The organism is Flavobacterium galactosi (assembly GCF_048158585.1).
GTDB lineage: Bacteria > Bacteroidota > Bacteroidia > Flavobacteriales > Flavobacteriaceae > Flavobacterium > Flavobacterium galactosi.
This window is the reverse complement of record NZ_JBLNKV010000003.1, coordinates 163920-186397: the sequence shown is the minus strand read 5'-3', so window position 1 is coordinate 186397 and position 22478 is coordinate 163920. Positions and strand designations below refer to the sequence as shown.

Genomic DNA, 22478 nt, shown 5'->3' with positions numbered 1-22478 from the left:
AACAAACGGGCGTAGTTCAAGGGTAGAATAGCGGTCTCCAAAACCGTTGATGGGGGTTCGAATCCCTCCGCCCGTGCAAATAAACTAAATCATAATGACAAAAGTTGTTAATTACATATCAGAAGCATTTGAAGAATTAAAGTCAAATGTAACTTGGCCGGCTTGGGCTGAGGTGCAACGTCTAACGATTGTTGTTGCTGTTTTTTCAGTATTATTCGCTTTGGCAACTTGGGGAGTAGATGAAATTTTCGCAAAAGCTTTGGCTGGATTTTTTAACTGGATAAAAGCGTAATTTTTTTGTTATGGCAGATAGTAGTGTAAAAAAGTGGTATGTAGTTAGAGCAGTAAGCGGACAGGAAAATAAAGTGAAAGCATACATTGAAACCGAAATCGCGAGATTAGGGATGGGTGACTATGTTTCTCAGGTTCTTGTTCCTACTGAAAAAGTAGTTACTGTAAAAGAAGGGAAAAAAATAATCAAGGATAAAGTTTATTTTCCGGGTTATGTTATGATTGAGGCAAATCTAATAGGTGAAATACCTCATATTATCAAGTCTATAACAAGTGTTATTGGTTTTTTAGGTGAAATTAAAGGTGGTGAGCCTGTGCCGTTAAGACTTTCGGAAGTGAATAGAATGTTAGGGAAGGTTGATGAGCTGGCTGTTAACACAGATACTCGTTCTATCCCTTTCAATATTGGAGAAACTATTAAGGTTGTTGATGGTCCTTTCAATGGTTTCAATGGAACGGTTGAGAAAATCAATGAAGAAAAGCGTAAACTGGAAGTTATGGTGAAAATTTTCGGAAGAAAAACACCATTGGAATTGAGTTTTATGCAAGTTGAAAAAGTATAATTTTTTGTTACATCTATAATATCCATTGCAATCGCTTCCAAAGATTGTAGTGTTAAATTTTTTAAAAAATGGCTAAAGAAATTAGTAAGGTAGTTAAACTACAAGTTAAGGGAGGTGCTGCGAATCCGTCGCCACCGGTTGGACCTGCTTTAGGAGCTGCTGGGGTAAACATCATGGAGTTTTGTAAGCAATTTAATGCTAGAACTCAAGATAAACCCGGCAAAATATGCCCAGTACAAATTACTGTGTATAAAGACAAATCATTTGATTTTGTTGTAAAAACTCCTCCGGCAGCAGTTCAGTTAATGGAAGCTGCAAAGCTAAAATCTGGTTCTGGTGAGCCTAATCGTAAAAAAGTAGCTAGTGTTACTTGGGAACAAATTAGAGCTATTGCTGAAGACAAGATGCCAGACTTAAATGCATTCACTATAGAGTCTGCAATGAGTATGGTTGCTGGAACAGCTAGATCTATGGGTATAACTGTATCAGGAGACGCTCCTTTTTAATTAAGAGAAAGACATGGCAAAATTGACAAAAAAGCAAAAAGAGGCTGCTTCAAAAATTGAAAAGAACAAATTATATTCTCTTAAAGATGCTGCGGCATTGATAAAAGTAATTGCTTCTGCAAAATTTGATGAGTCTGTTGATATCGCAGTTCGTTTGGGCGTAGATCCAAGAAAAGCGAATCAAATGGTTAGAGGTGTGGTAACATTACCTCATGGAACTGGTAAAGACGTTAAAGTACTAGCATTAGTTACTCCAGACAAAGAAGCGGAAGCTTTAGCAGCTGGTGCAGACTATGTAGGTCTTGACGATTATTTACAGAAAATTAAAGACGGTTGGACGGATGTTGATGTAATCATCACGATGCCTTCAGTTATGGGTAAATTAGGTCCATTAGGTCGTATTTTAGGACCTAGAGGTTTAATGCCTAACCCTAAAACAGGGACTGTGACTATGGATGTTGCAAAAGCTGTTCAAGAGGTAAAAGCTGGTAAAATTGACTTTAAAGTTGATAAAACTGGTATAGTGCATGCAGGAATTGGTAAAGTTTCTTTTGGAACTGAACAAATTATTGACAATGCTCACGAAATTATTCAAACATTAATCAAACTTAAACCAACTGCGGCTAAAGGAACTTACATTAAAAGTATTTACCTAACTAGCACTATGAGTCCTGCAATTGCTTTGGACCCTAAAGCAGTATAATTGGTAGTTAAAAATTTTTAGTATGACTAGAGAAGAAAAATCAATCGCGATTGAAGTTTTAACTGCACAGTTAGCTGGTACAAACATTGTTTATGTATCTGATATTTCTGGAATGAATGCAGAAGCAACTTCAAACTTGAGAAGAGCTTGCTTTAAAGCAGGTATAAAATTAGAAGTTGTTAAAAATACTTTGCTTGCAAAAGCAATGGAAGCTTCCGCTAATGATTATGGAGAATTACCTTCAGTTTTGACTGGTAATAGCGCTATATTCATTTCTGAGATAGCAAACGCTCCTGGTAAGATAATCAAGGATTTCAGAAAAAAATCAGCTAAACCTGTATTAAAAGGAGCTTATATTAATGCTGAAGTTTATATTGGAGACGATCAATTAGATGCGTTAGCAACTATTAAATCTAAAGAAGAGCTTATCGGCGAACTTATTGGATTGTTACAGTCACCAGCACAAAGAGTTATTTCTGCTCTTCAAAACCAATTTGCAAAAAGCGAAGAGGTTACAGAAGAAGTAGAAGCATAATGAAAATAGAGTCTTACTCTAATTTTATTACACAAAACGCGCACAATAAATAAATTATATTTTTACAAATCATTTTAAAACGATAGAAAAAATGGCAGATTTGAAACAATTCGCAGAACAATTAGTTAACCTAACAGTAAAAGAAGTTAACGAATTAGCAACAATATTAAAAGATGAGTACGGAATCGAACCAGCTGCTGCAGCTGTAGTAGTTTCAGGTGGTGGTGAAGCTGCTGCTGAAGACGTTCAAACAGAATTTACAGTTGTATTAAAAGCAGCAGGTGCTTCTAAATTAGCAGTTGTAAAATTAGTTAAAGAACTTACAGGTTTAGGTTTGAAAGAAGCTAAAGATGTAGTTGATAGCGCACCAAGTAATGTAAAAGAAGGTGTTTCTAAAGAAGAGGCTGAAGGGCTTAAAAAATCTTTAGAAGAAGCTGGAGCTGAGGTTGAACTTAAATAGTTAAACTTGCTTTAAAGAATAAGGTTTAGGTCTTGGGTTTAGTCACCCAATGACCTAAACCATTTTTCGTATAACAAAAGTCTACCTTGTGTAATTACACAATAGCCTTTTAAAACAAATTCATTTTACCCATTACGAGGAAAAAAAATTAACAGATAATAAAAAAGTAGTTATCTTAAATTGGTTTTTAAAGATGTAATGGTTGTAAAAAGAAAGTATGAATAAATAAATATTTATACAAAAAAATTACTTTTTTAATCAAAATTTTGTCCATTGATGATAACAAATCAGACTGAAAGATTGAATTTTGCCTCTACAAAAAATATTCCTGATTATCCAGATTTTCTAGATGTTCAGGTTAAATCGTTTAAAGATTTTTTTCAATTAGAAACTAAATCTGACGAAAGAGGCGACGAAGGGCTTTACAATACCTTCATGGAAAATTTCCCAATTACTGATACAAGAAATAACTTCGTATTGGAATTCCTTGATTATTTTGTAGATCCTCCACGTTACACCATTCAAGAATGTATAGAAAGAGGTCTTACGTATAGTGTGCCCTTAAAAGCAAGGTTAAAACTATATTGTACTGATCCAGAACACGAAGATTTTGAAACAATTGTTCAGGATGTATATCTTGGTACAATTCCTTATATGACACCAAGTGGTACCTTTGTTATTAATGGTGCCGAGCGTGTAGTTGTATCTCAATTACACAGATCACCGGGTGTTTTCTTTGGTCAATCGTTCCATGCAAATGGTACAAAATTGTATTCTGCCAGAGTTATTCCTTTTAAAGGATCTTGGATAGAATTTTCTACCGATATTAATAGCGTAATGTATGCTTATATCGATAGAAAGAAAAAATTACCAGTTACCACTCTTTTTAGAGCAATTGGTTTTGAAAGAGATAAAGATATTCTAGAAATTTTTGACCTTGCTGAAGAAATTAAGGTTTCTAAAACAGGTCTTAAAAAATATGTCGGTAGAAAATTAGCTGCCCGTGTTTTGAATACATGGCATGAGGATTTTGTAGATGAAGATACTGGTGAAGTAGTTTCTATCGAACGTAACGAAATAATCCTTGATAGAGATACCATTATCGACAAAGATAATGTTGAAGAAATCATCGATTCTAACGTTAAATCTATTTTGTTGCATAAAGAAGATGCTAATCAAGGTGATTATGCCATCATTCACAATACGCTTCAAAAAGATCCAACAAATTCTGAAAAAGAAGCTGTTGAGCATATCTACAGACAATTGCGTAACGCAGAACCGCCTGATGAAGAAACTGCTCGTGGGATTATAGATAAATTATTCTTCTCTGATCAACGGTACAACTTAGGTGAAGTAGGTCGTTATAGAATGAACAAAAAACTTGGTTTAGATATCCCAATGGAAAAGCAAGTGCTTACCAAAGAAGATATCATTACCATTGTGAAATATTTGATCGAATTGATCAACTCTAAAGCAGAGATTGATGATATTGATCACTTATCAAACCGTCGTGTTAGAACAGTTGGAGAACAATTGTCTCAACAATTCGGTGTTGGTTTAGCGCGTATGGCGAGAACTATTCGTGAGAGAATGAACGTTAGAGATAACGAGGTGTTTACACCAATAGATTTGATTAATGCTAAAACATTATCGTCTGTTATCAACTCTTTCTTTGGAACAAACCAGTTGTCTCAGTTTATGGATCAAACGAATCCACTTGCCGAGATTACGCACAAAAGAAGATTATCTGCACTAGGACCAGGTGGACTTTCGAGAGAAAGAGCAGGTTTTGAGGTACGTGACGTTCACTATACGCATTACGGACGTTTATGTCCAATTGAAACTCCTGAGGGACCAAACATTGGTTTGATATCTTCTCTTGGTGTTTATGCTAAAGTAAACGGAATGGGTTTCATCGAAACACCTTACCGTAAAGTAACTAATGGAACTGTAGATTTAGTATCTACTCCAGTGTACTTAAGCGCAGAAGAAGAAGAAGGGATGATGATTGCTCAGGCAAACATTCAAATGGATGCAACTGGAAAAATTACTGCCGAAGACGTAATTGCACGTCAAGAAGGTGATTTCCCAGTAATTGAACCAACAAAAGTAGATTATACGGATGTTGCTCCAAATCAAATTGCTTCTATCTCTGCTTCTTTGATTCCTTTCTTAGAACATGATGATGCGAATAGAGCCTTGATGGGATCTAACATGATGCGTCAGGCCGTACCATTAATTCGTCCTGAAGCTCCGATTGTTGGAACTGGTTTAGAGCGTCAAGTTGCTTCTGATTCCAGAGTTTTAATTAACGCTGAAGGAGATGGAGTTATTGAATATGTAGATGCAAACATCATCACAATCAAATACGATCGTTCTGAGGAAGAAAGAATGGTAAGTTTTGAGCCGGATGAGAAAACATACAATTTAATTAAATTTAGAAAAACCAATCAAGGTACAAGTATCAACCTAAAACCTATCGTAAGAAAAGGGGATAGAGTGGTTCCTGGACAAGTATTATCTGAAGGATATGCGACTCAAAATGGTGAATTAGCTTTAGGTCGTAACCTAAAAGTTGCCTTTATGCCATGGAAAGGATACAATTTCGAGGATGCGATTGTAATTTCTGAAAAAGTAGTTCGTGACGATATTTTTACCTCTATACACGTTGATGATTATTCATTAGAAGTTAGAGATACTAAATTAGGTAACGAAGAATTAACGAACGATATACCGAACGTTTCTGAAGAAGCTACTAAAGATTTAGATGAAAATGGAATGATCAGAATTGGAGCCGAGGTTAAACCTGGCGACATTCTTATCGGAAAAATTACTCCAAAAGGAGAATCAGATCCTACTCCGGAAGAGAAATTGCTTCGTGCAATCTTCGGGGATAAAGCAGGTGATGTAAAAGATGCTTCATTGAAAGCGTCTCCTTCTTTACATGGTGTTGTTTTAGACAAAAAATTGTTCGCAAGAGCAGTAAAAGATAAACGCAAACGTACGCAAGATAAAGATGCTTTAGGCGCTTTAGAAATGGAATTCGAAACTAAATTTGTTGAATTAAAAGACAAATTAGTAGAGAAACTTTTCTTGATCGTTAACGGAAAAACATCTCAAGGTGTAATGAATGATTTGGGTGAAGAAGTTTTACCAAAAGGTAAAAAATACACGCAAAAAATGCTTTATGCAGTGGAAGATTTTGCTCACTTAAGTAAAGGTCAATGGGTTGCTGATGATGCAACTAATAAAATGGTTAATGATTTAATTCATAACTATAAAATTAAATTGAACGATTTACAAGGGGCTTTACGTAGAGAGAAATTCACTATTACTGTTGGAGATGAATTGCCAGCAGGAATCTTGAAATTAGCGAAAGTATATATTGCCAAAAAACGTAAACTGAAAGTTGGGGATAAAATGGCGGGACGTCACGGTAACAAAGGTATTGTTGCTCGTATCGTTCGTCATGAAGATATGCCTTTCCTTGAAGACGGAACGCCAGTTGATATCGTGTTGAACCCACTTGGTGTACCTTCACGTATGAACATTGGTCAAATTTATGAAACGGTATTAGGTTGGGCAGGACAAAACTTGGGTAGAAAATTTGCTACACCAATTTTTGACGGAGCAACTCTTGATCAAATCAATGAATTGACTGACGAAGCTGGAATACCACGTTTTGGACATACACATTTATATGATGGTGGTACAGGAGAGCGTTTCCATCAAGCGGCAACAGTAGGAGTTATCTACATGTTGAAACTTGGACACATGGTTGACGATAAAATGCACGCACGTTCTATAGGTCCATACTCGTTGATTACACAACAACCACTTGGAGGTAAAGCTCAATTTGGAGGGCAACGTTTTGGAGAGATGGAGGTTTGGGCACTTGAAGCTTATGGAGCATCAAGTACACTAAGAGAAATCTTGACTGTGAAGTCTGATGATGTTATCGGTAGAGCTAAAACTTACGAGGCAATCGTAAAAGGTGAATCTATGCCAGAACCAGGATTACCGGAATCATTCAATGTATTAATGCATGAATTGAAAGGTCTTGGACTTGACATTCGTTTAGAAGAATAAATAAATTTTGTCAACAGTAGAGACGCGATTAATCGCGTCTCTACTTTGGCATTTATAAAAGTTTTTAGGATTTATACCCGTAACCCGTTCCGATTTTTTATTTAGACCCAATCGGTTTTATAAATAGCACTTCAAAATTTTTATTTGAAGTTTAGAGAAGTAATTCGAGGTAATAGTTTAATGATTTAAATCTTTTTTTGGGCGACTCGCTTAAAAGTAAATCATAAATCTAAAATCAATTTTTAATTGCAAATAAATCAATAGTAAAAACTATGATGAATAATAGAAATAATAACAATAAAGATAAAAACCCTGTAAAAAGGTTTAATAAAATCTCAATAGGACTTGCTTCTCCTGAATCGATCTTGAAAGAATCAAGAGGGGAAGTATTAAAGCCGGAAACTATCAACTACAGAACGCACAAACCGGAGCGAGATGGACTTTTCTGCGAACGTATTTTCGGACCAGTAAAAGATTTTGAATGTGCTTGTGGTAAATATAAAAGAATACGTTACAAAGGGATCATCTGTGACCGTTGTGGTGTAGAAGTAACGGAGAAAAAAGTACGTAGAGACAGAGTAGGTCACATCAATCTTGTTGTGCCAATTGCTCATATCTGGTATTTCCGTTCTCTTCCAAACAAAATTGGTTATATCCTTGGTCTTCCATCTAAGAAATTAGATATGATTATTTACTACGAAAGATACGTAGTAATCCAAGCTGGTATCGCTAAAAATGCAGAAGGTGAATCTTTGCAAAGATTAGACTTTTTGACAGAAGAGGAATATTTAAATATTTTGGACACTCTTCCTGCTGACAATCAGTATCTTGATGATTTTGATCCTAATAAATTTGTTGCCAAAATGGGAGCAGAGTGTATTATGGATTTATTGGCAAGAATTGATCTTGATGCATTGTCTTATCAATTGAGACATAATGCTAACAATGAAACGTCTAAACAACGTAAAACTGAAGCGTTAAAAAGATTACAAGTTGTTGAATCTTTCCGTGAGTCTAACTTGAACCGTGAGAATCGTCCGGAATGGATGATTATGAAAGTGGTACCAGTTATCCCACCAGAATTACGTCCGCTTGTGCCACTTGATGGAGGTCGTTTTGCAACTTCAGATTTAAATGATTTATACCGTCGTGTAATTATACGTAACAACCGTTTGAAAAGATTAATGGAGATTAAAGCTCCAGAAGTTATCTTAAGAAACGAAAAACGTATGTTGCAGGAATCTGTAGATTCACTTTTCGATAATACGCGTAAAGCTTCTGCAGTAAAAACAGAATCAAACAGACCATTAAAATCATTATCTGATTCCCTTAAAGGTAAGCAAGGACGTTTCCGTCAAAATTTACTTGGAAAACGTGTAGATTATTCTGCTCGTTCGGTAATTGTTGTTGGACCTGAATTGAAATTATCTGAGTGTGGTATCCCAAAAGATATGGCAGCAGAATTATACAAACCTTTCGTTATCCGTAAATTGATAGAAAGAGGAATTGTAAAAACTGTAAAATCAGCTAAGAAAATAATAGATAAGAAAGAGCCTGTAGTTTGGGATATCCTTGAAAATGTAATCAAAGGTCACCCAATATTACTGAATCGTGCTCCTACTTTGCACAGATTAGGTATCCAAGCATTCCAACCAAAATTAATTGAAGGAAAAGCAATCCAATTGCACCCTTTAGTTTGTACTGCATTTAATGCGGATTTTGATGGGGATCAAATGGCAGTTCACTTGCCATTAGGGCCAGAAGCTATTTTGGAAGCACAACTATTAATGTTGGGTTCTCATAATATTCTGAATCCTGCAAATGGTGCTCCAATCACGGTACCTTCTCAGGATATGGTTTTGGGTCTATACTATATGACCAAAGAACGTTTATCTACTCCTGAGCTTAAAATTTTAGGAGAAGGAATCACTTTTTATTCTGCTGAAGAAGTAAATATTGCTTTGAATGAAGGCAGATTAGAATTGAATGCTCGTGTAAAAATTAGAGCAAAGCATTTTAATGAAGCAGGTGACTTGGTGTTCCAAATCATACAAACTACTGCAGGTCGTGTATTATTTAATGAAGTAGTACCGGAAGCAGCTGGATATATCAATGATGTATTGACTAAGAAAAACCTTAGAGATATTATCGGACACGTTTTAAGCGCTACCGATGTACCTACAACTGCGGCTTTCTTGGATAACATGAAAGATATGGGTTACAAATTTGCCTTCAAAGGAGGTTTGTCATTCTCTCTTGGTGATATTAGAATTCCAGATCAAAAACCTAAATTAATTGCAGACGCCAGAGAACAAGTTCAAGGTATTTCTGTAAATTATAATATGGGTCTTATTACCAATAACGAACGTTACAACCAAGTTATTGATGTTTGGACTTCAGCGAATGCGCAACTTACAGAGTTAGCAATGAAAAACATTAGAGAAGACCAACAAGGTTTCAACTCGGTGTATATGATGCTTGATTCTGGAGCAAGGGGTTCCAAAGAACAAATTCGTCAGTTAACCGGTATGCGTGGTTTGATGGCTAAGCCTAAAAAATCTACTGCTGGTGGTGGTGAAATTATTGAAAATCCAATTCTTTCTAACTTTAAAGAAGGGCTGTCGATCCTTGAGTACTTTATCTCTACTCACGGTGCGCGTAAAGGTCTTGCGGATACGGCATTGAAAACTGCCGATGCAGGGTATTTAACAAGAAGATTGCATGATGTATCTCAAGATGTTATTGTTAACATCGATGATTGTGGTACACTTAGAGGTGTTGAAGTATCAGCATTGAAAAAGAATGAGGAAATAGTTGAAACTTTAGGAGAAAGAATTTTAGGACGTGTTGCATTGCAAGACGTAATTAATCCTTTAACTAGTGATATTTTAATTAAATCGGGTGAGCAAATTACGGAGGTTATTATGAAAGCAATTGAAGCTTCTCCTATCGAGAAAGTGGAAGTGCGTTCCCCATTAGTTTGTGAAGCTTTAAAAGGTATTTGTGCTAAATGTTACGGTAGAAATTTAGCTACCGGTAAAATGACACAAAGAGGAGAAGCAGTTGGTGTAATTGCTGCTCAATCTATTGGAGAGCCGGGTACACAGTTAACCTTACGTACCTTCCACGTTGGTGGGGTTGCGGGTGGTATTTCTGAAGAGTCTAGTATTGTTACCAAATTTAACGGTAAACTGGAAATTGAAGATTTAAAAACTGTTAAAGGTGAAGATAGTGAAGGTAATGCAGTTGATATTGTAGTATCTCGTTCATCTGAATTGAAATTAATCGACGAAAGAACGGGTATCTTATTAAGTACAAATAATATTCCTTACGGTTCCAGCATCTTTGTTAAAGACGGTCAATCTGTTGTTAAAGGGGATGTGATTTGTAAATGGGATCCATATAATGGAGTTATCGTTTCTGAGTTTACTGGTAAAATTGCTTACGAAGATTTAGAGCAAGGTCAATCTTTCATGGTTGAAATTGATGAGCAAACTGGTTTCCAAGAAAAAGTAATTTCTGAATCTAGAGCTAAAAAATTAATTCCAACTTTATTGGTTTACGGTAAAGACAATGAATTAATCCGTTCTTATAACTTACCGGTTGGAGCCCACTTGATGGTTGAAAACGGCGAGAAAATTAAAGCAGGTAAAGTATTGGTAAAAATTCCACGTCGTTCTTCTAAATCAGGAGATATTACAGGAGGTTTACCAAGAATTACAGAGTTGTTAGAAGCTCGTAATCCTTCCAACCCAGCTGTTGTTTCTGAAATCGATGGTGTAGTTTCTTTTGGAAAAATCAAAAGAGGAAACCGTGAAATTGTTATCGAATCTAAATTTGGTGATATTAGAAAATACTTGGTTAAATTATCAAGCCAGATTCTAGTTCAAGAAAATGACTTCGTAAGAGCAGGGGTGCCTTTATCTGATGGTGCAATTACTCCAGACGATATTTTAAGAATCCAAGGGCCAGCAGCTGTTCAACAGTATTTGGTAAATGAAATTCAAGAAGTATACCGTTTACAAGGGGTAAAAATCAACGACAAGCACTTTGAAGTAGTAATACGTCAAATGATGCGTAAAGTAAGAGTACAAGATCCGGGTGATACTTTATTCTTAGAAGACCAATTGATTCACACTAAAGACTTTATCGTTCAAAATGATAAATTATATGGTATGAAAGTTGTTGAAGATGCTGGAGATTCTAGCGCTTTAAAAGAAGGACAAATTATTACGCCTCGTGAATTGCGTGATGAAAACTCTCTTTTGAAACGTACAGATAAAAATCTTGTTGTAGCTCGTGATGTTATTACTGCAACAGCAACACCAGTTTTACAAGGTATTACAAGAGCATCGCTTCAAACGAAATCGTTTATCTCTGCTGCATCTTTCCAAGAAACAACTAAAGTATTGAATGAAGCTGCTGTTGCAGGTAAAATCGATTACTTAGAAGGATTGAAGGAAAATGTAATTGTAGGACATAGAATCCCTGCCGGAACGGGTATGAGAGAATATGATCATACAATTGTAGGTTCGAAAGAAGATTACAATGATATGATGGCTAATAAAGAGGAATACATTTATTAATTCTCATCCTAACCCTCTCCTTTGGAGAGGGGAATGGAAAAATAAAATATTTATGAGCAATTCAAATCAACAACAAGAACAAATCAACATTGAGTTGGATGAAAAAACGGCCGAAGGGATTTATTCCAATTTGGCAATAATCAATCATTCTTCTTCAGAATTTGTTTTAGATTTTGTAAGTATCATGCCTGGTATTCCTAAAGCTAAGGTAAAATCAAGAATTGTCTTGACACCTCAGCATGCCAAAAGATTGTTGAAAGCAATCGGAGAAAACATTCACCGTTTTGAAGCCGCCCATGGCGAAATAAAAGACACCGAACAACCTCCAATTCCACTTAATTTTGGTCCAGCAGGACAAGCATAGTTATAGAAAAGGCTCCAGAAATGGAGCCTTTTTTTTTGTTTATTTTTTTAATGATGCGCTTTTTCTAAGGGATAATGGTTTTAATCGGTCTCTTTCAACCTTTTTGAAGATGTGCAACTGAAATATTAATTAAGGCGTTTATACTAAGATTAAGCAGTGTTAATATTGAAATTTTGTCGCTTAAACAGGTAAAATGGTGGTTCATCGAAAATATTTTTTATTAGAAAGTTAATGGTATAGTTTCGTATCAGAATAAGAACAACATCTTATTTGATTTAATAAAAAGATACAAATGAATCATTTTTCAAAACATGCAAGTAATAAAAAGATTAGCAACATTTTTATGTTGTTAGTAATTATTTTATTATCTAATGTTTCTGCTTTTGGTCAATCTACTGATAATAATTTAGCAGCTAATGCTATTGAAGTGGTTAGTGTTGCAAAACAAAATAATGTTTCGACAAATACGGTTTCTAATAATATGAATTTTGTGCTTTGGTTCATGGGTTCTAAACAAGATCCAAACAATACTATTTCTACGGAAGGTATTAATACAAAAAAACAAGTTATTACTTCTGGAACAGCTCCAAACCGTTTGTTAATCAAAGCTTTTTTGAAAAAGGCAGTAGCTTTAGAAAGTATGGTTGCTTAATCTTAAATTAATTTTTAATTGACATAAAAAAAACGCTAATTTTTAAATTAGCGTTTTTTTATGCAATTATTTTTTTACTTCAGATTTTAAAATTGATGTAAAAACGAAGTTGTTTTCTTTTCTGCGAATTACTCGAATTCAGAAGTGAAATATAATTTAACGTTTGGATATTTATTTTGCGTCATTTGAATCGTAAAATCAGAATCGGCTAGAAATACCAATTGTCCGTATTTATCATGCGCCAAGAATTTTTGTTTGATTCTTCTAAATTCTTTGAACTCATCGCTTTTCACATCATTTGGTTTCACCCAGCACGCTTTATGAACCGGAAAATTTTCATATGTACATTTTGCACCGTATTCATGTTCTAAACGATATTGGATCACCTCATATTGAAGCGCACCTACAGTTCCAATAATTTTTCGGTTGTTCATTTCGAGCGTAAATAACTGAGCAACGCCTTCGTCCATCAACTGATCAATTCCTTTGTCCAGTTGTTTGGCTTTCATCGGGTCAGCATTATTGATGTATCTGAAATGCTCCGGAGAGAAGCTAGGAATTCCTTTAAAACTCATGATTTCCCCTTCGGTCAAAGTATCTCCAATTTTGAAATTTCCGGTATCGTGTAATCCTACAATGTCTCCAGGATAAGAAATGTCTACAATCTCTTTCTTCTCTGCAAAGAAAGCATTTGGACTGGAGAATTTTAAATTCTTTTTTTGACGAACGTGATAATAAGGTTTGTTTCTTTCAAAAGTTCCGGAAACTATTTTTATAAAGGCCAGACGGTCTCTGTGTTTTGGATCCATATTGGCGTGGATTTTAAAAACAAATCCAGTCATTTTTTCTTCTTTGGGGTCTACCAATCGACTCTCTGAATCTTTTGGTCTTGGTGATGGGGCAATTTGAACGAAACAATCCAATAATTCTCTTACTCCAAAATTATTTAAGGCTGAACCAAAAAATACAGGTTGTAATTTTCCGTCTAAATAATCCTGACGGTCAAATTTCGGATATACTTCGTCGATTAGTTCTAGCTCTTCGCGTAACTGATCTGCTGGTTTTTGTCCGATTATTTTCTCTAATTCTGGATTTTTAACATCTGAAAAAGCAATTGTTTCTTCGATATTCTTTCGGCTATCACCACTAAACAAGTTAATATTTTGTTCCCAAAGATTATAAATCCCTTGAAAGTCATATCCCATTCCAATTGGAAAACTTAGCGGTGTAACTGTCAAGCCCAGTTTTTGTTCCACTTCGTCCATTAAGTCAAAAGCATCTTTTCCTTCTCTATCTAATTTATTGATGAATACAATAATTGGAATTTTTCGCATTCTACAAACAGCTACTAATTTCTCTGTTTGTTCCTCCACCCCTTTGGCAACATCGACAACAACAATAACGCTGTCAACAGCCGTTAGGGTTCTAAAAGTGTCCTCGGCAAAATCCTTGTGTCCGGGAGTGTCCAGAATGTTTATCTTTTTGTCTTTATAATTAAATGCCAAAACCGAAGTGGAAACCGAAATTCCTCTCTGACGTTCAATTTCCATAAAGTCACTGGTGGCGCCTTTTTTGATTTTGTTGTTTTTTACAGCACCCGCCTCTTGAATTGCACCACCAAAAAGGAGGAGTTTCTCAGTAAGTGTTGTTTTTCCGGCATCAGGATGTGAGATAATCCCGAAAGTTCTTCTGCGTTGTATTTCTTCTAAAAAGCCCATATTTGTATAAATAGTTTGCAAAAGTACTATTTATAAATGCCAATTAAAAAAATAGTATACTCTTAATTGATTATATGGATTTCGTAGATGATATTTTTTAATTTTTTTAAATCAATTGCATAATTGTGAAGATTTGAATAAGCTGTAAAAAATAAAGACTGCCTGAGAAGGCAGTCTTTAGGATATTTATATTTTACATATTAATGGACCATACGGAATACCCATTTGGAGGACACTGAATTTTAACCCATGTGTCTCCTTGAGTTGTAGGAATCCAGGTTGAATTACCCGTAAAATCTTTGATCTGTGCATTAGTCCAATTCGTAGTAACCCATCTTTCTTGCCAAGTAGATGAATTGTTAATGTAAACGATCAATCCTGGATTTCCATTGTACCCATTTCTTCGAGCAATATACTCATCGGTATCTGCGTATAAAATAGAAGTGGTGCCAGTTGCCTTGTTATTGTGAATCCAAATCAGGTTGTTCATTTTTGTTTTATTCAACCATTCTTCATAATCTCGATAAAAAATAGTAGGATACCCCTCATGTGTCAGAATATAAGCATACGCTAATTCTTTTTTCCAAATTTCATCAGTGTCATGATTGGTAACGAAAGTAACCGCTTTGTACGGGTTTCTTTTCCACATCATATCATCGTTCAAAAGAGTAAGGTTGTTCCCGTCAAATGCGTCGTTCATTTTATAATAACAGGCAAAATCAAAAACCGAACTATTGGCATTATTTGCCCACCATTCTAAGGTGTTTACATTAGCATCCCAATATTCACCAACGGAGAAACCGCCCACATTCGCATTCCAATCTTTCACTACCCATGGACCAAAACCTTTGACATAATCAAATCTCCAGCCATCAAATTTCATCGTGTTTTTATAGTATTTCCCTACGCCATCGGCTCTTTTCCAAAGCCAGTCTTGTACATTAGGGACTACATGTGCTAAATCTGGGAATCCTCCAAACGCGCCTTCGTCATTGTTGGCATACGAATTTTTGTAAAAATCAGAGCTGCTTCTAGGGAATTTACCTGAAGAAACGCCAGTGAAATTAGTATAGGTTTGTGTTCCCGTAAAAGGGTTGTTTTCTAATTGACCGCCACTATTGTGATTAATTACAATGTCTGCATATACTTGCATGTTTTCCGTATGGACTTTGGTTATTAGACTTTCTAATTCAGTACGGGAACCAAATCTGGTTTCTACAGAACCATTTTGATTGTAATTTCCAAAATCAAAATAATCAGTAGGGTCGTATCCCATAGAAAAGGCACCGTTTTGTGCCTTGGATACCGGAGGAAGCCAGATGGATCCGATCCCTGCATTGGACCATTCGGTTATTTTGGTGTTGACTGTATTCCACCAAGTTCCACCCGAAGGTACATCCCAATAAAAAGCCTGCATCATAACACCGCCCCCAGGATTGGCAACATATTTTCCGGTTAATGAAGTTGTCGTTTTTCCCGTGCTGAATGGATGCCCGTCATGATGGGTTACATGGATTACTTTGAATGGAGCACCTGTTGCAGCGGAATCTGTTGCTACAGTGTCATTTGAACTACAGGAGTAAAAGCCAACTAGCAGGGCTGATAACAGATAGATTTTTAAATTTTGTTTTTTCATAAAATGAATAATTTAGGTTAAATAATAGATTTGGTTAACTAGGAATAAAAAGTAGAATACGATGTTAATTTATTAAAAATGAAAATTAAATTTTATCAAAATGAATACAATTGAATGAAATAAATAGATTTAATATAATTTTATATTGTTTATTTGGATAAAATGATATTTTTTTTGGCTAATTTATACAAATTCTTATGCGATCTGCATAAGGGGTATTTTAATTCGTTACGAAAACGTAATAGTGTTGAGAACTTTGTAAATAAGAGTCTTGAAATGAGAATTTTATGCGCATTTTTGAGTTCTGTCTGTAATGTCTAAGAAAGTATTTTTAAGAATTCTTAGTTCTAATAAGTTTGCATGGGAAATAAATACTTCAAAAGAGCAGCAGTCAAAAAACACAAAAGAACAGTTGATTTAAAGACCCGTATGTATCGATCTTATTTAGTCAGTTAAGGGCGTTTTTTATAAGATTTATAAAGGAACTAACGCGATAAATAAATGCGTTTATAAATTTTTGTTAATACTAGTAAGGAAACTTGTATAATGTAATTGAATTGTTATTTTTGTTCGTTTTAAATTTAAAGATTTGAAAGTAATTGTATTGTTAAATTCAATTCAGTTCTTGATTCTTAAAGTGTATATTTGGCCAAAATTAATATACCCTTTGCTATTCAGATTTAAAGACAGGAAAAGCAACGATATGTTGTGATAAAATAAATTAAAAAAATGCCATTAAAAAAAATACAAATGAAATTCATAAATAATAAAATTGCACTTTCTTTTTTTCTTTTGCTTTTTTCATGTGTGATTGCCAGAGCACAAGAAATTATTAAAGATAGTGCGGTTGTTACTACTAATAAGATACAATCCAATCAAAAACAAAAAATTGACGGTGTAATTGCTACAGTTGGAGATTACATTATATTAGACTCAGATATTGATAAATCCTATTTGGAAATCTCGAGCCAAGGTGGTTCTATAAAAGATATTACCAGATGTCAAATGTTAGGAAAGTTACTGGAAGACAAATTGTATGCGCATCAAGCGATACAAGATAGTATTAAAGTGTCGGATTCCGAAGTTAAAGGTATGATGGATGATCGAGTTAACTATATGACGGAACAATTAGGGTCTCTAGATAAAGTAGTGAAGTATTATAAAAAAAATTCTGAAGAAGAGTTTAGAACCTATTTCTTTGATATTCTAAAAGAACAGAAGCTTACTTCAGAAATGCAAAAAAAGATTATTGATGCAGTTGAAATAACACCTGAAGAAGTTCGTAATTTTTTCAAAACTATACCTGCAACTGAGCTTCCAGTTTTTGGTGCGGAAATGGAAGTAGCACAAATCGTTATTAAGCCTAAAGTTTCCGAGGCTGAAAAACAAAAAGTGATTGACAAACTAAATAGTTTCAAAAAAGAAATTCAGGAAGGCTCCAGTTTTGCCACTAAAGCAGTTCTTTATTCGCAAGATCCAGGTTCAAGATCTAATGGAGGGTATTATAAAATGAATCGTAAAACGCCTTTTGTAAAGGAATTTAAAGATGTTGCTTTTGGACTTGCCGAAGGAGAAATATCTGCTCCATTTGAAACGGATTTTGGATATCACATTATATATGTAGAGAAAATAAAAGGACAAGAAATAGAATTGCGTCATATATTATTGACTCCAGCAGTTTCTGAAGAATCACTGAAAGAGGCGAAAGAGAAAATTGCTTTGATTAGAAAAAGAATTGAGGACAAGGAAATAACTTTTGCAGAAGCAGCAAGAACTTTATCTGACGAAAAAGAAACCAGAGCAAACGGTGGAGCATTAATCAATCCAAAAACACAGGATACTCGTTTTGAATTAACAAAAATGGATCCTAGTTTATACGGTCAGGTTTCAAATTTGAAAGAAGGAGAAATTACTGCGCCATTCATGGAAGATGAGCAAGGAAAGAAAAAATTCAAGTTGATTACCGTAACCAATAGAATAAATGAACATACGGCTGATTATGCTAAGGATTATATCAAAATTAAAGACCTGGCATTGAAAGAAAAACAAATCAAAGCGATTGGAAAATGGTTTGATGAGAAAATCAAAGAAACCTACATTAAAATTATCGGTGAATACAGAGATTGTGCTTTTACAAACAACTGGTTGAAAAAATAATTTTTATAAAATAAATAAAAAGAGTTAGCTTTATGAATTCATATCGCTAACTCTTTTTAATTTAAAATACATTCTAAAATGTCTGACGTAGCAGCAATACATAACTTAGTTCAAAAACGAAATGAGCTAAAAAACGAAATAGCAAAAATTATTGTAGGTCAGGATGCGGTGGTAGATCAAGTTTTGCTTTGTATTTTTTCTGGAGGTCATGCGCTTTTAGTTGGGGTTCCCGGATTAGCAAAAACATTGATGGTAAATACATTAGCGCAAGCCTTAGGGCTTGATTTCAAAAGGATTCAGTTTACTCCTGATTTGATGCCGTCGGATATTTTGGGAAGCGAAATATTAGACGAAAGTCGAAAATTTAAATTTATAAAAGGGCCTATTTTTTCGAATATTATTCTGGCAGACGAGATCAACAGAACACCGCCCAAAACACAAGCTGCTTTGCTGGAAGCAATGCAGGAGCGTTCCGTTACTATTGCGGGTGAGAATTATAAATTGGATTTGCCTTATTTTGTTTTAGCCACTCAAAATCCTATTGAGCAGGAAGGAACCTATCCTTTGCCTGAAGCGCAATTAGACCGATTCATGTTTGCCATAAAACTGGAATACCCTTCTTTTTTAGAAGAAGTACAAGTGGTAAAACGCACGACTTCCGATTTGAAGAGCGCTATAAATCCGTTATTTACGGCGCAGGAAATTATTGATTTTCAACAATTAATTCGTAGGATTCCTGTTGCGGATAATGTGATTGAATACGCAGTAACACTGGTAAGCAAAACACGTCCGGACAATCCTTTGTCGAATGAATTTGTGAAAAATTATTTGGATTGGGGGGCAGGACCAAGAGCTTCGCAAAATTTAATTTTGGCTGCTAAAGCCAATGCTGCTTTTAATGGAAAATTTTCACCGGATATCGAGGATGTAAAAGCAGTGGCTACCGGAATTTTGCGTCATAGAATAATCAAAAATTACAAAGCTGATGCGGAAGGAATTACCGAGGAAATGATTATTGATAAATTGATTTAAGGAGTTGTTTTTAGTCATAAATTAATAATTTCCCTTTTGACTCCTACAATATCACATATTTAGTATTATTATTTAGAAAAAAACGAAAAAATAATCATCGTAAAAAGGTGATTTTGTCTTCTAAAGTAGTAATTATACAAATAATCTTTCTGATTTTCAGAATTTTTCAATAAAACACATAATATTTATTTTATTTATAAATATTATGATTCAAATGGCATCTTTTGCTGTTTTTTTTAAATTATCATCTTTAATTCTTAAGTTTGCATCACCAATAAAAAAAACTAATATTATGGCTTTTTTATTTTGAAATAATCAAGGAAATCTGCCATACAACATTGAAAAGATATCATTATGAACACTTATAACGATTACATCAAGGAGATCGAAGAACGAAAAATTCAGGGTCTTCATCCCAAGCCAATTGATGGTGCTGAATTACTAAGCGAAATCATTGCACAAATTAAAGATTTAGCTAACGCAAATAGAGTTGATTCTCTTAAATTCTTTATTTATAATGTTGTTCCAGGAACTACTCCTGCTGCTAATGTGAAAGCTAAGTTTTTAAAGGAAATCGTTTTAGGTCAATCAGTAGTTGCTGAAATTATGCCTGCTTTTGCATTTGAGTTATTATCACACATGAAGGGTGGATCCTCAATTGAGGTATTGCTTGATGTTGCCTTAGGTGATGCTGCCGCTATTGCGAAAGAAGCTGCAAAAGTTCTTAAGACACAAGTATATCTTTATGATGCGGACACAGACCGTCTTAAGGAGGCATTTGAAAGCGGTAATGAAATTGCTAGAGAAATTATTGAAAGTTACGCAAAGGCTGAGTTTTTTACAAAATTACCAGAAATAGCTGAAGAAATTAAGGTAGTTACATTCATCGCTGGTGAAGGAGATATTTCAACTGATTTACTTTCTCCGGGTAACCAAGCGCACTCAAGATCAGATCGTGAACTTCATGGTAAATGTATGATTACTCCTCAAGCACAAGAGGAAATTAAGGAGCTGCAAGCACAACATCCTGACAAAAGCGTGATGTTGATTGCTGAGAGAGGTACGATGGGTGTAGGTTCGTCAAGAATGTCAGGTGTAAACAATGTGGCCCTTTGGACTGGTAAACAAGCAAGTCCTTATGTTCCATTTGTTAATTTTGCTCCAATTGTTGCGGGAACAAACGGGATTTCTCCTATCTTCCTTACAACTGTTGATGTTACTGGAGGTATTGGTCTTGATCTTAAAAACTGGGTAAAAAAGCTTGATGCGGATGGTAATTCTATTCGCAATGAAAGTGGTGATCCTGTTCTTGAAGAAACATACTCTGTTGCTACTGGAACTGTTCTTACAATCAACACAAAGACAAAGAAACTTTATAACGGCGATAAAGAATTGATAGATATTTCTAAGGCATTTACTCCTCAGAAAATTGAATTTATAAAAGCTGGTGGGTCATACGCAATCGTGTTTGGAAAAAAACTTCAAACATTTGCATCAAAGACACTTGGTATTGATATTGTACCTGTATTTGCTCCGTCAAAAGAAGTTTCTATTGAAGGACAAGGTCTTACAGCTGTAGAAAAAATATTTAATAAAAATGCGGTTGGTACAACTCCAGGTAAAGTTTTACACGCTGGTTCAGATGTTCGTGTTACCGTAAATATTGTTGGTTCGCAAGATACAACTGGTTTGATGACTTCTCAAGAATTAGAGTCTATGGCTGCTACTGTGATTTCTCCAATCGTTGACGGTGCTTACCAATCAGGTTGTCACACTGCTTCGGTATGGGATAATAAATCTAAGGCAAATATTCCTAGATTAATGAAATTCATGAACGACTTCGGCTTAATTACAGCCCGTGACCCGAAAGGCGTTTATCACGCAATGACTGATGTAATTCACAAAGTACTTAATGATATTACTGTAAACGAGTGGGCGATCATCATTGGTGGTGACTCTCATACAAGAATGTCTAAAGGTGTTGCTTTTGGTGCTGACTCAGGAACAGTTGCTCTTGCACTTGCTACTGGAGAAGCTTCAATGCCAATTCCTGAATCTGTGAAGGTAACATTCAAAGGAGATATGAAAGGGTATATGGATTTCCGAGATGTAGTTCATGCTACACAATCTCAGATGCTTAAGACATTTGGTGGAGAGAATGTGTTTCAAGGAAGAATCATTGAGGTTCACCTTGGAACTCTTAATGCGGATCAAGCATTTACGTTTACGGACTGGACTGCAGAAATGAAAGCAAAAGCTTCTATCTGTATTTCTGAAGATTATACCTTGATTGAATCTCTTGAGATAGCGAAGGGCAGAATTCAGATTATGATCGACAAGGGAATGGATAACAAAAATCAAGTTCTTAAAGGATTGATAGCTATAGCTGATAAGAGAATCGCTGAGATTATATCTGGCGAGAAACCAGCACTAAGACCGGATGCAAACGCTAAGTATTACGCTGAAGTTGTTGTAGATCTTGATCAGATTGCTGAGCCAATGATTGCTGATCCTGACGTAAATAATGCTGATGTTTCTAAACGATATACTCACGATACCATTAGACCTTTATCTTTCTATGGAGGAGTTAAAAAAGTAGATCTTGGATTTATCGGTTCTTGTATGGTTCACAAGGGAGATATGAAAATCCTTGCTCAAATGCTTAAGAATATTGATGAGCAAGAAGGTAAAGTAGAGTTTAAAGCACCACTGGTTGTAGCTCCTCCTACTTATAATATTGTTGATGAATTAAAAGCAGAAGGCGACTGGGAAATTTTACAAAAATACTCTGGTTTCGAATTCGACGATAATGTTCCTAAAGCTGCGGCGCGTACTTCATATGAAAATATGTTATATCTAGAGCGCCCGGGATGTAACCTTTGTATGGGTAACCAGGAAAAAGCAGCCAAAGGGGATACTGTAATGGCAACATCTACTCGTCTTTTCCAAGGAAGAGTAGTAGAAGATACTGAAGGGAAAAAAGGAGAGTCATTACTTTCCTCTACACCAGTTGTGGTTTTATCTACAATCCTTGGTAGAACTCCAACAATAGAAGAATATAAAATTGCTGTGGAAGGTATCAATCTAACTAAGTTTGCGCCTTCTCATAAGCTATTAGTTAAATAATTCACATAATAGTTAATTATAATTTAAAAGCCTGAGTCTAATGACTCAGGCTTTTTTTAT

15 protein-coding genes and 1 tRNA gene are annotated in these 22478 nt (G+C 35.1%); 14 read left to right on the top strand and 2 right to left on the bottom strand.

Going from position 1 to position 22478, the window contains the following annotated elements; all coding sequences use genetic code 11:
* Positions 1–5 precede the first annotated feature (5 nt).
* The 11 genes from ACM55M_RS07550 to ACM55M_RS07500 all read left to right on the top strand — a co-directional run bounded on the left by ACM55M_RS07550 (position 6) and on the right by ACM55M_RS07500 (position 12749).
* A tRNA-Trp gene (locus tag ACM55M_RS07550) sits at positions 6–76 on the top strand.
* 18 nt (positions 77–94) lie between these two features.
* On the top strand, positions 95–292 hold the full coding sequence (secE, locus tag ACM55M_RS07545; protein ID WP_039109059.1) for a preprotein translocase subunit SecE: 198 nt from the start codon (positions 95–97) through the stop codon (positions 290–292).
* 10 nt (positions 293–302) lie between these two features.
* Positions 303–854, top strand: coding sequence for a transcription termination/antitermination protein NusG (gene nusG / locus ACM55M_RS07540; protein WP_416856952.1), 552 nt, complete (start codon positions 303–305; stop codon positions 852–854).
* 68 nt (positions 855–922) lie between these two features.
* Positions 923–1360, top strand: coding sequence for a 50S ribosomal protein L11 (gene rplK, locus ACM55M_RS07535; RefSeq protein ID WP_416856951.1), 438 nt, complete (start codon positions 923–925; stop codon positions 1358–1360).
* Positions 1361–1373: 13 nt separating this feature from the next.
* The gene (gene rplA, locus ACM55M_RS07530; protein ID WP_416856950.1) at positions 1374–2063 is read left to right on the top strand and encodes a 50S ribosomal protein L1; all 690 of its coding nucleotides are present in this window, start codon (positions 1374–1376) and stop codon (positions 2061–2063) included.
* Positions 2064–2085: 22 nt separating this feature from the next.
* Positions 2086–2598 (top strand): 50S ribosomal protein L10, encoded by a 513-nt coding sequence (gene rplJ / locus ACM55M_RS07525; protein WP_416856949.1) that lies wholly within the window; start codon positions 2086–2088, stop codon positions 2596–2598.
* 91 nt (positions 2599–2689) lie between these two features.
* Positions 2690–3058: a 50S ribosomal protein L7/L12 gene (rplL, locus tag ACM55M_RS07520; protein WP_039109063.1), complete on the top strand. Its 369-nt coding sequence runs from the start codon at positions 2690–2692 to the stop codon at positions 3056–3058.
* A gap of 276 nt (positions 3059–3334) precedes the next feature.
* A complete protein-coding gene (gene rpoB, locus ACM55M_RS07515) occupies positions 3335–7147 on the top strand; it encodes a DNA-directed RNA polymerase subunit beta (protein ID WP_416857256.1) in 3813 nt (1270 codons plus the stop codon).
* Positions 7148–7419: 272 nt separating this feature from the next.
* The gene (gene rpoC, locus ACM55M_RS07510) at positions 7420–11733 is read left to right on the top strand and encodes a DNA-directed RNA polymerase subunit beta' (protein WP_416856948.1); all 4314 of its coding nucleotides are present in this window, start codon (positions 7420–7422) and stop codon (positions 11731–11733) included.
* Between the two features lie 52 nt (positions 11734–11785).
* Positions 11786–12097 carry a DUF3467 domain-containing protein gene (locus ACM55M_RS07505; protein ID WP_416844038.1) on the top strand — a complete coding sequence of 104 codons (312 nt, stop codon included), beginning with the start codon at positions 11786–11788 and terminating at the stop codon, positions 12095–12097.
* Between the two features lie 292 nt (positions 12098–12389).
* Positions 12390–12749 carry a hypothetical protein gene (locus ACM55M_RS07500; RefSeq protein ID WP_416856947.1) on the top strand — a complete coding sequence of 120 codons (360 nt, stop codon included), beginning with the start codon at positions 12390–12392 and terminating at the stop codon, positions 12747–12749.
* A gap of 128 nt (positions 12750–12877) precedes the next feature.
* Here the strand turns inward: ACM55M_RS07500 and ACM55M_RS07495 are convergent, their stop codons facing one another.
* On the bottom strand, positions 12878–14467 hold the full coding sequence (locus ACM55M_RS07495) for a peptide chain release factor 3 (RefSeq protein ID WP_416857255.1): 1590 nt from the start codon (positions 14465–14467) through the stop codon (positions 12878–12880).
* 193 nt (positions 14468–14660) lie between these two features.
* The gene (locus tag ACM55M_RS07490) at positions 14661–16103 is read right to left on the bottom strand and encodes an alpha-amylase (protein ID WP_416856946.1); all 1443 of its coding nucleotides are present in this window, start codon (positions 16101–16103) and stop codon (positions 14661–14663) included.
* A gap of 729 nt (positions 16104–16832) precedes the next feature.
* On the opposite strand from ACM55M_RS07490, the gene ACM55M_RS07485 reads away from it, so the two are divergent.
* The 3 genes from ACM55M_RS07485 (at position 16833) to ACM55M_RS07475 (ending at position 22418) form a co-directional block, all read left to right on the top strand.
* A complete protein-coding gene (locus tag ACM55M_RS07485; RefSeq protein ID WP_416856945.1) occupies positions 16833–18260 on the top strand; it encodes a peptidylprolyl isomerase in 1428 nt (475 codons plus the stop codon).
* A 78-nt stretch (positions 18261–18338) separates the two neighbouring features.
* Positions 18339–19292: an AAA family ATPase gene (locus tag ACM55M_RS07480; protein WP_416856944.1), complete on the top strand. Its 954-nt coding sequence runs from the start codon at positions 18339–18341 to the stop codon at positions 19290–19292.
* A gap of 354 nt (positions 19293–19646) precedes the next feature.
* Positions 19647–22418: a bifunctional aconitate hydratase 2/2-methylisocitrate dehydratase gene (locus tag ACM55M_RS07475; protein WP_416856943.1), complete on the top strand. Its 2772-nt coding sequence runs from the start codon at positions 19647–19649 to the stop codon at positions 22416–22418.
* The last annotated feature ends 60 nt before the right edge of the window (positions 22419–22478 follow it).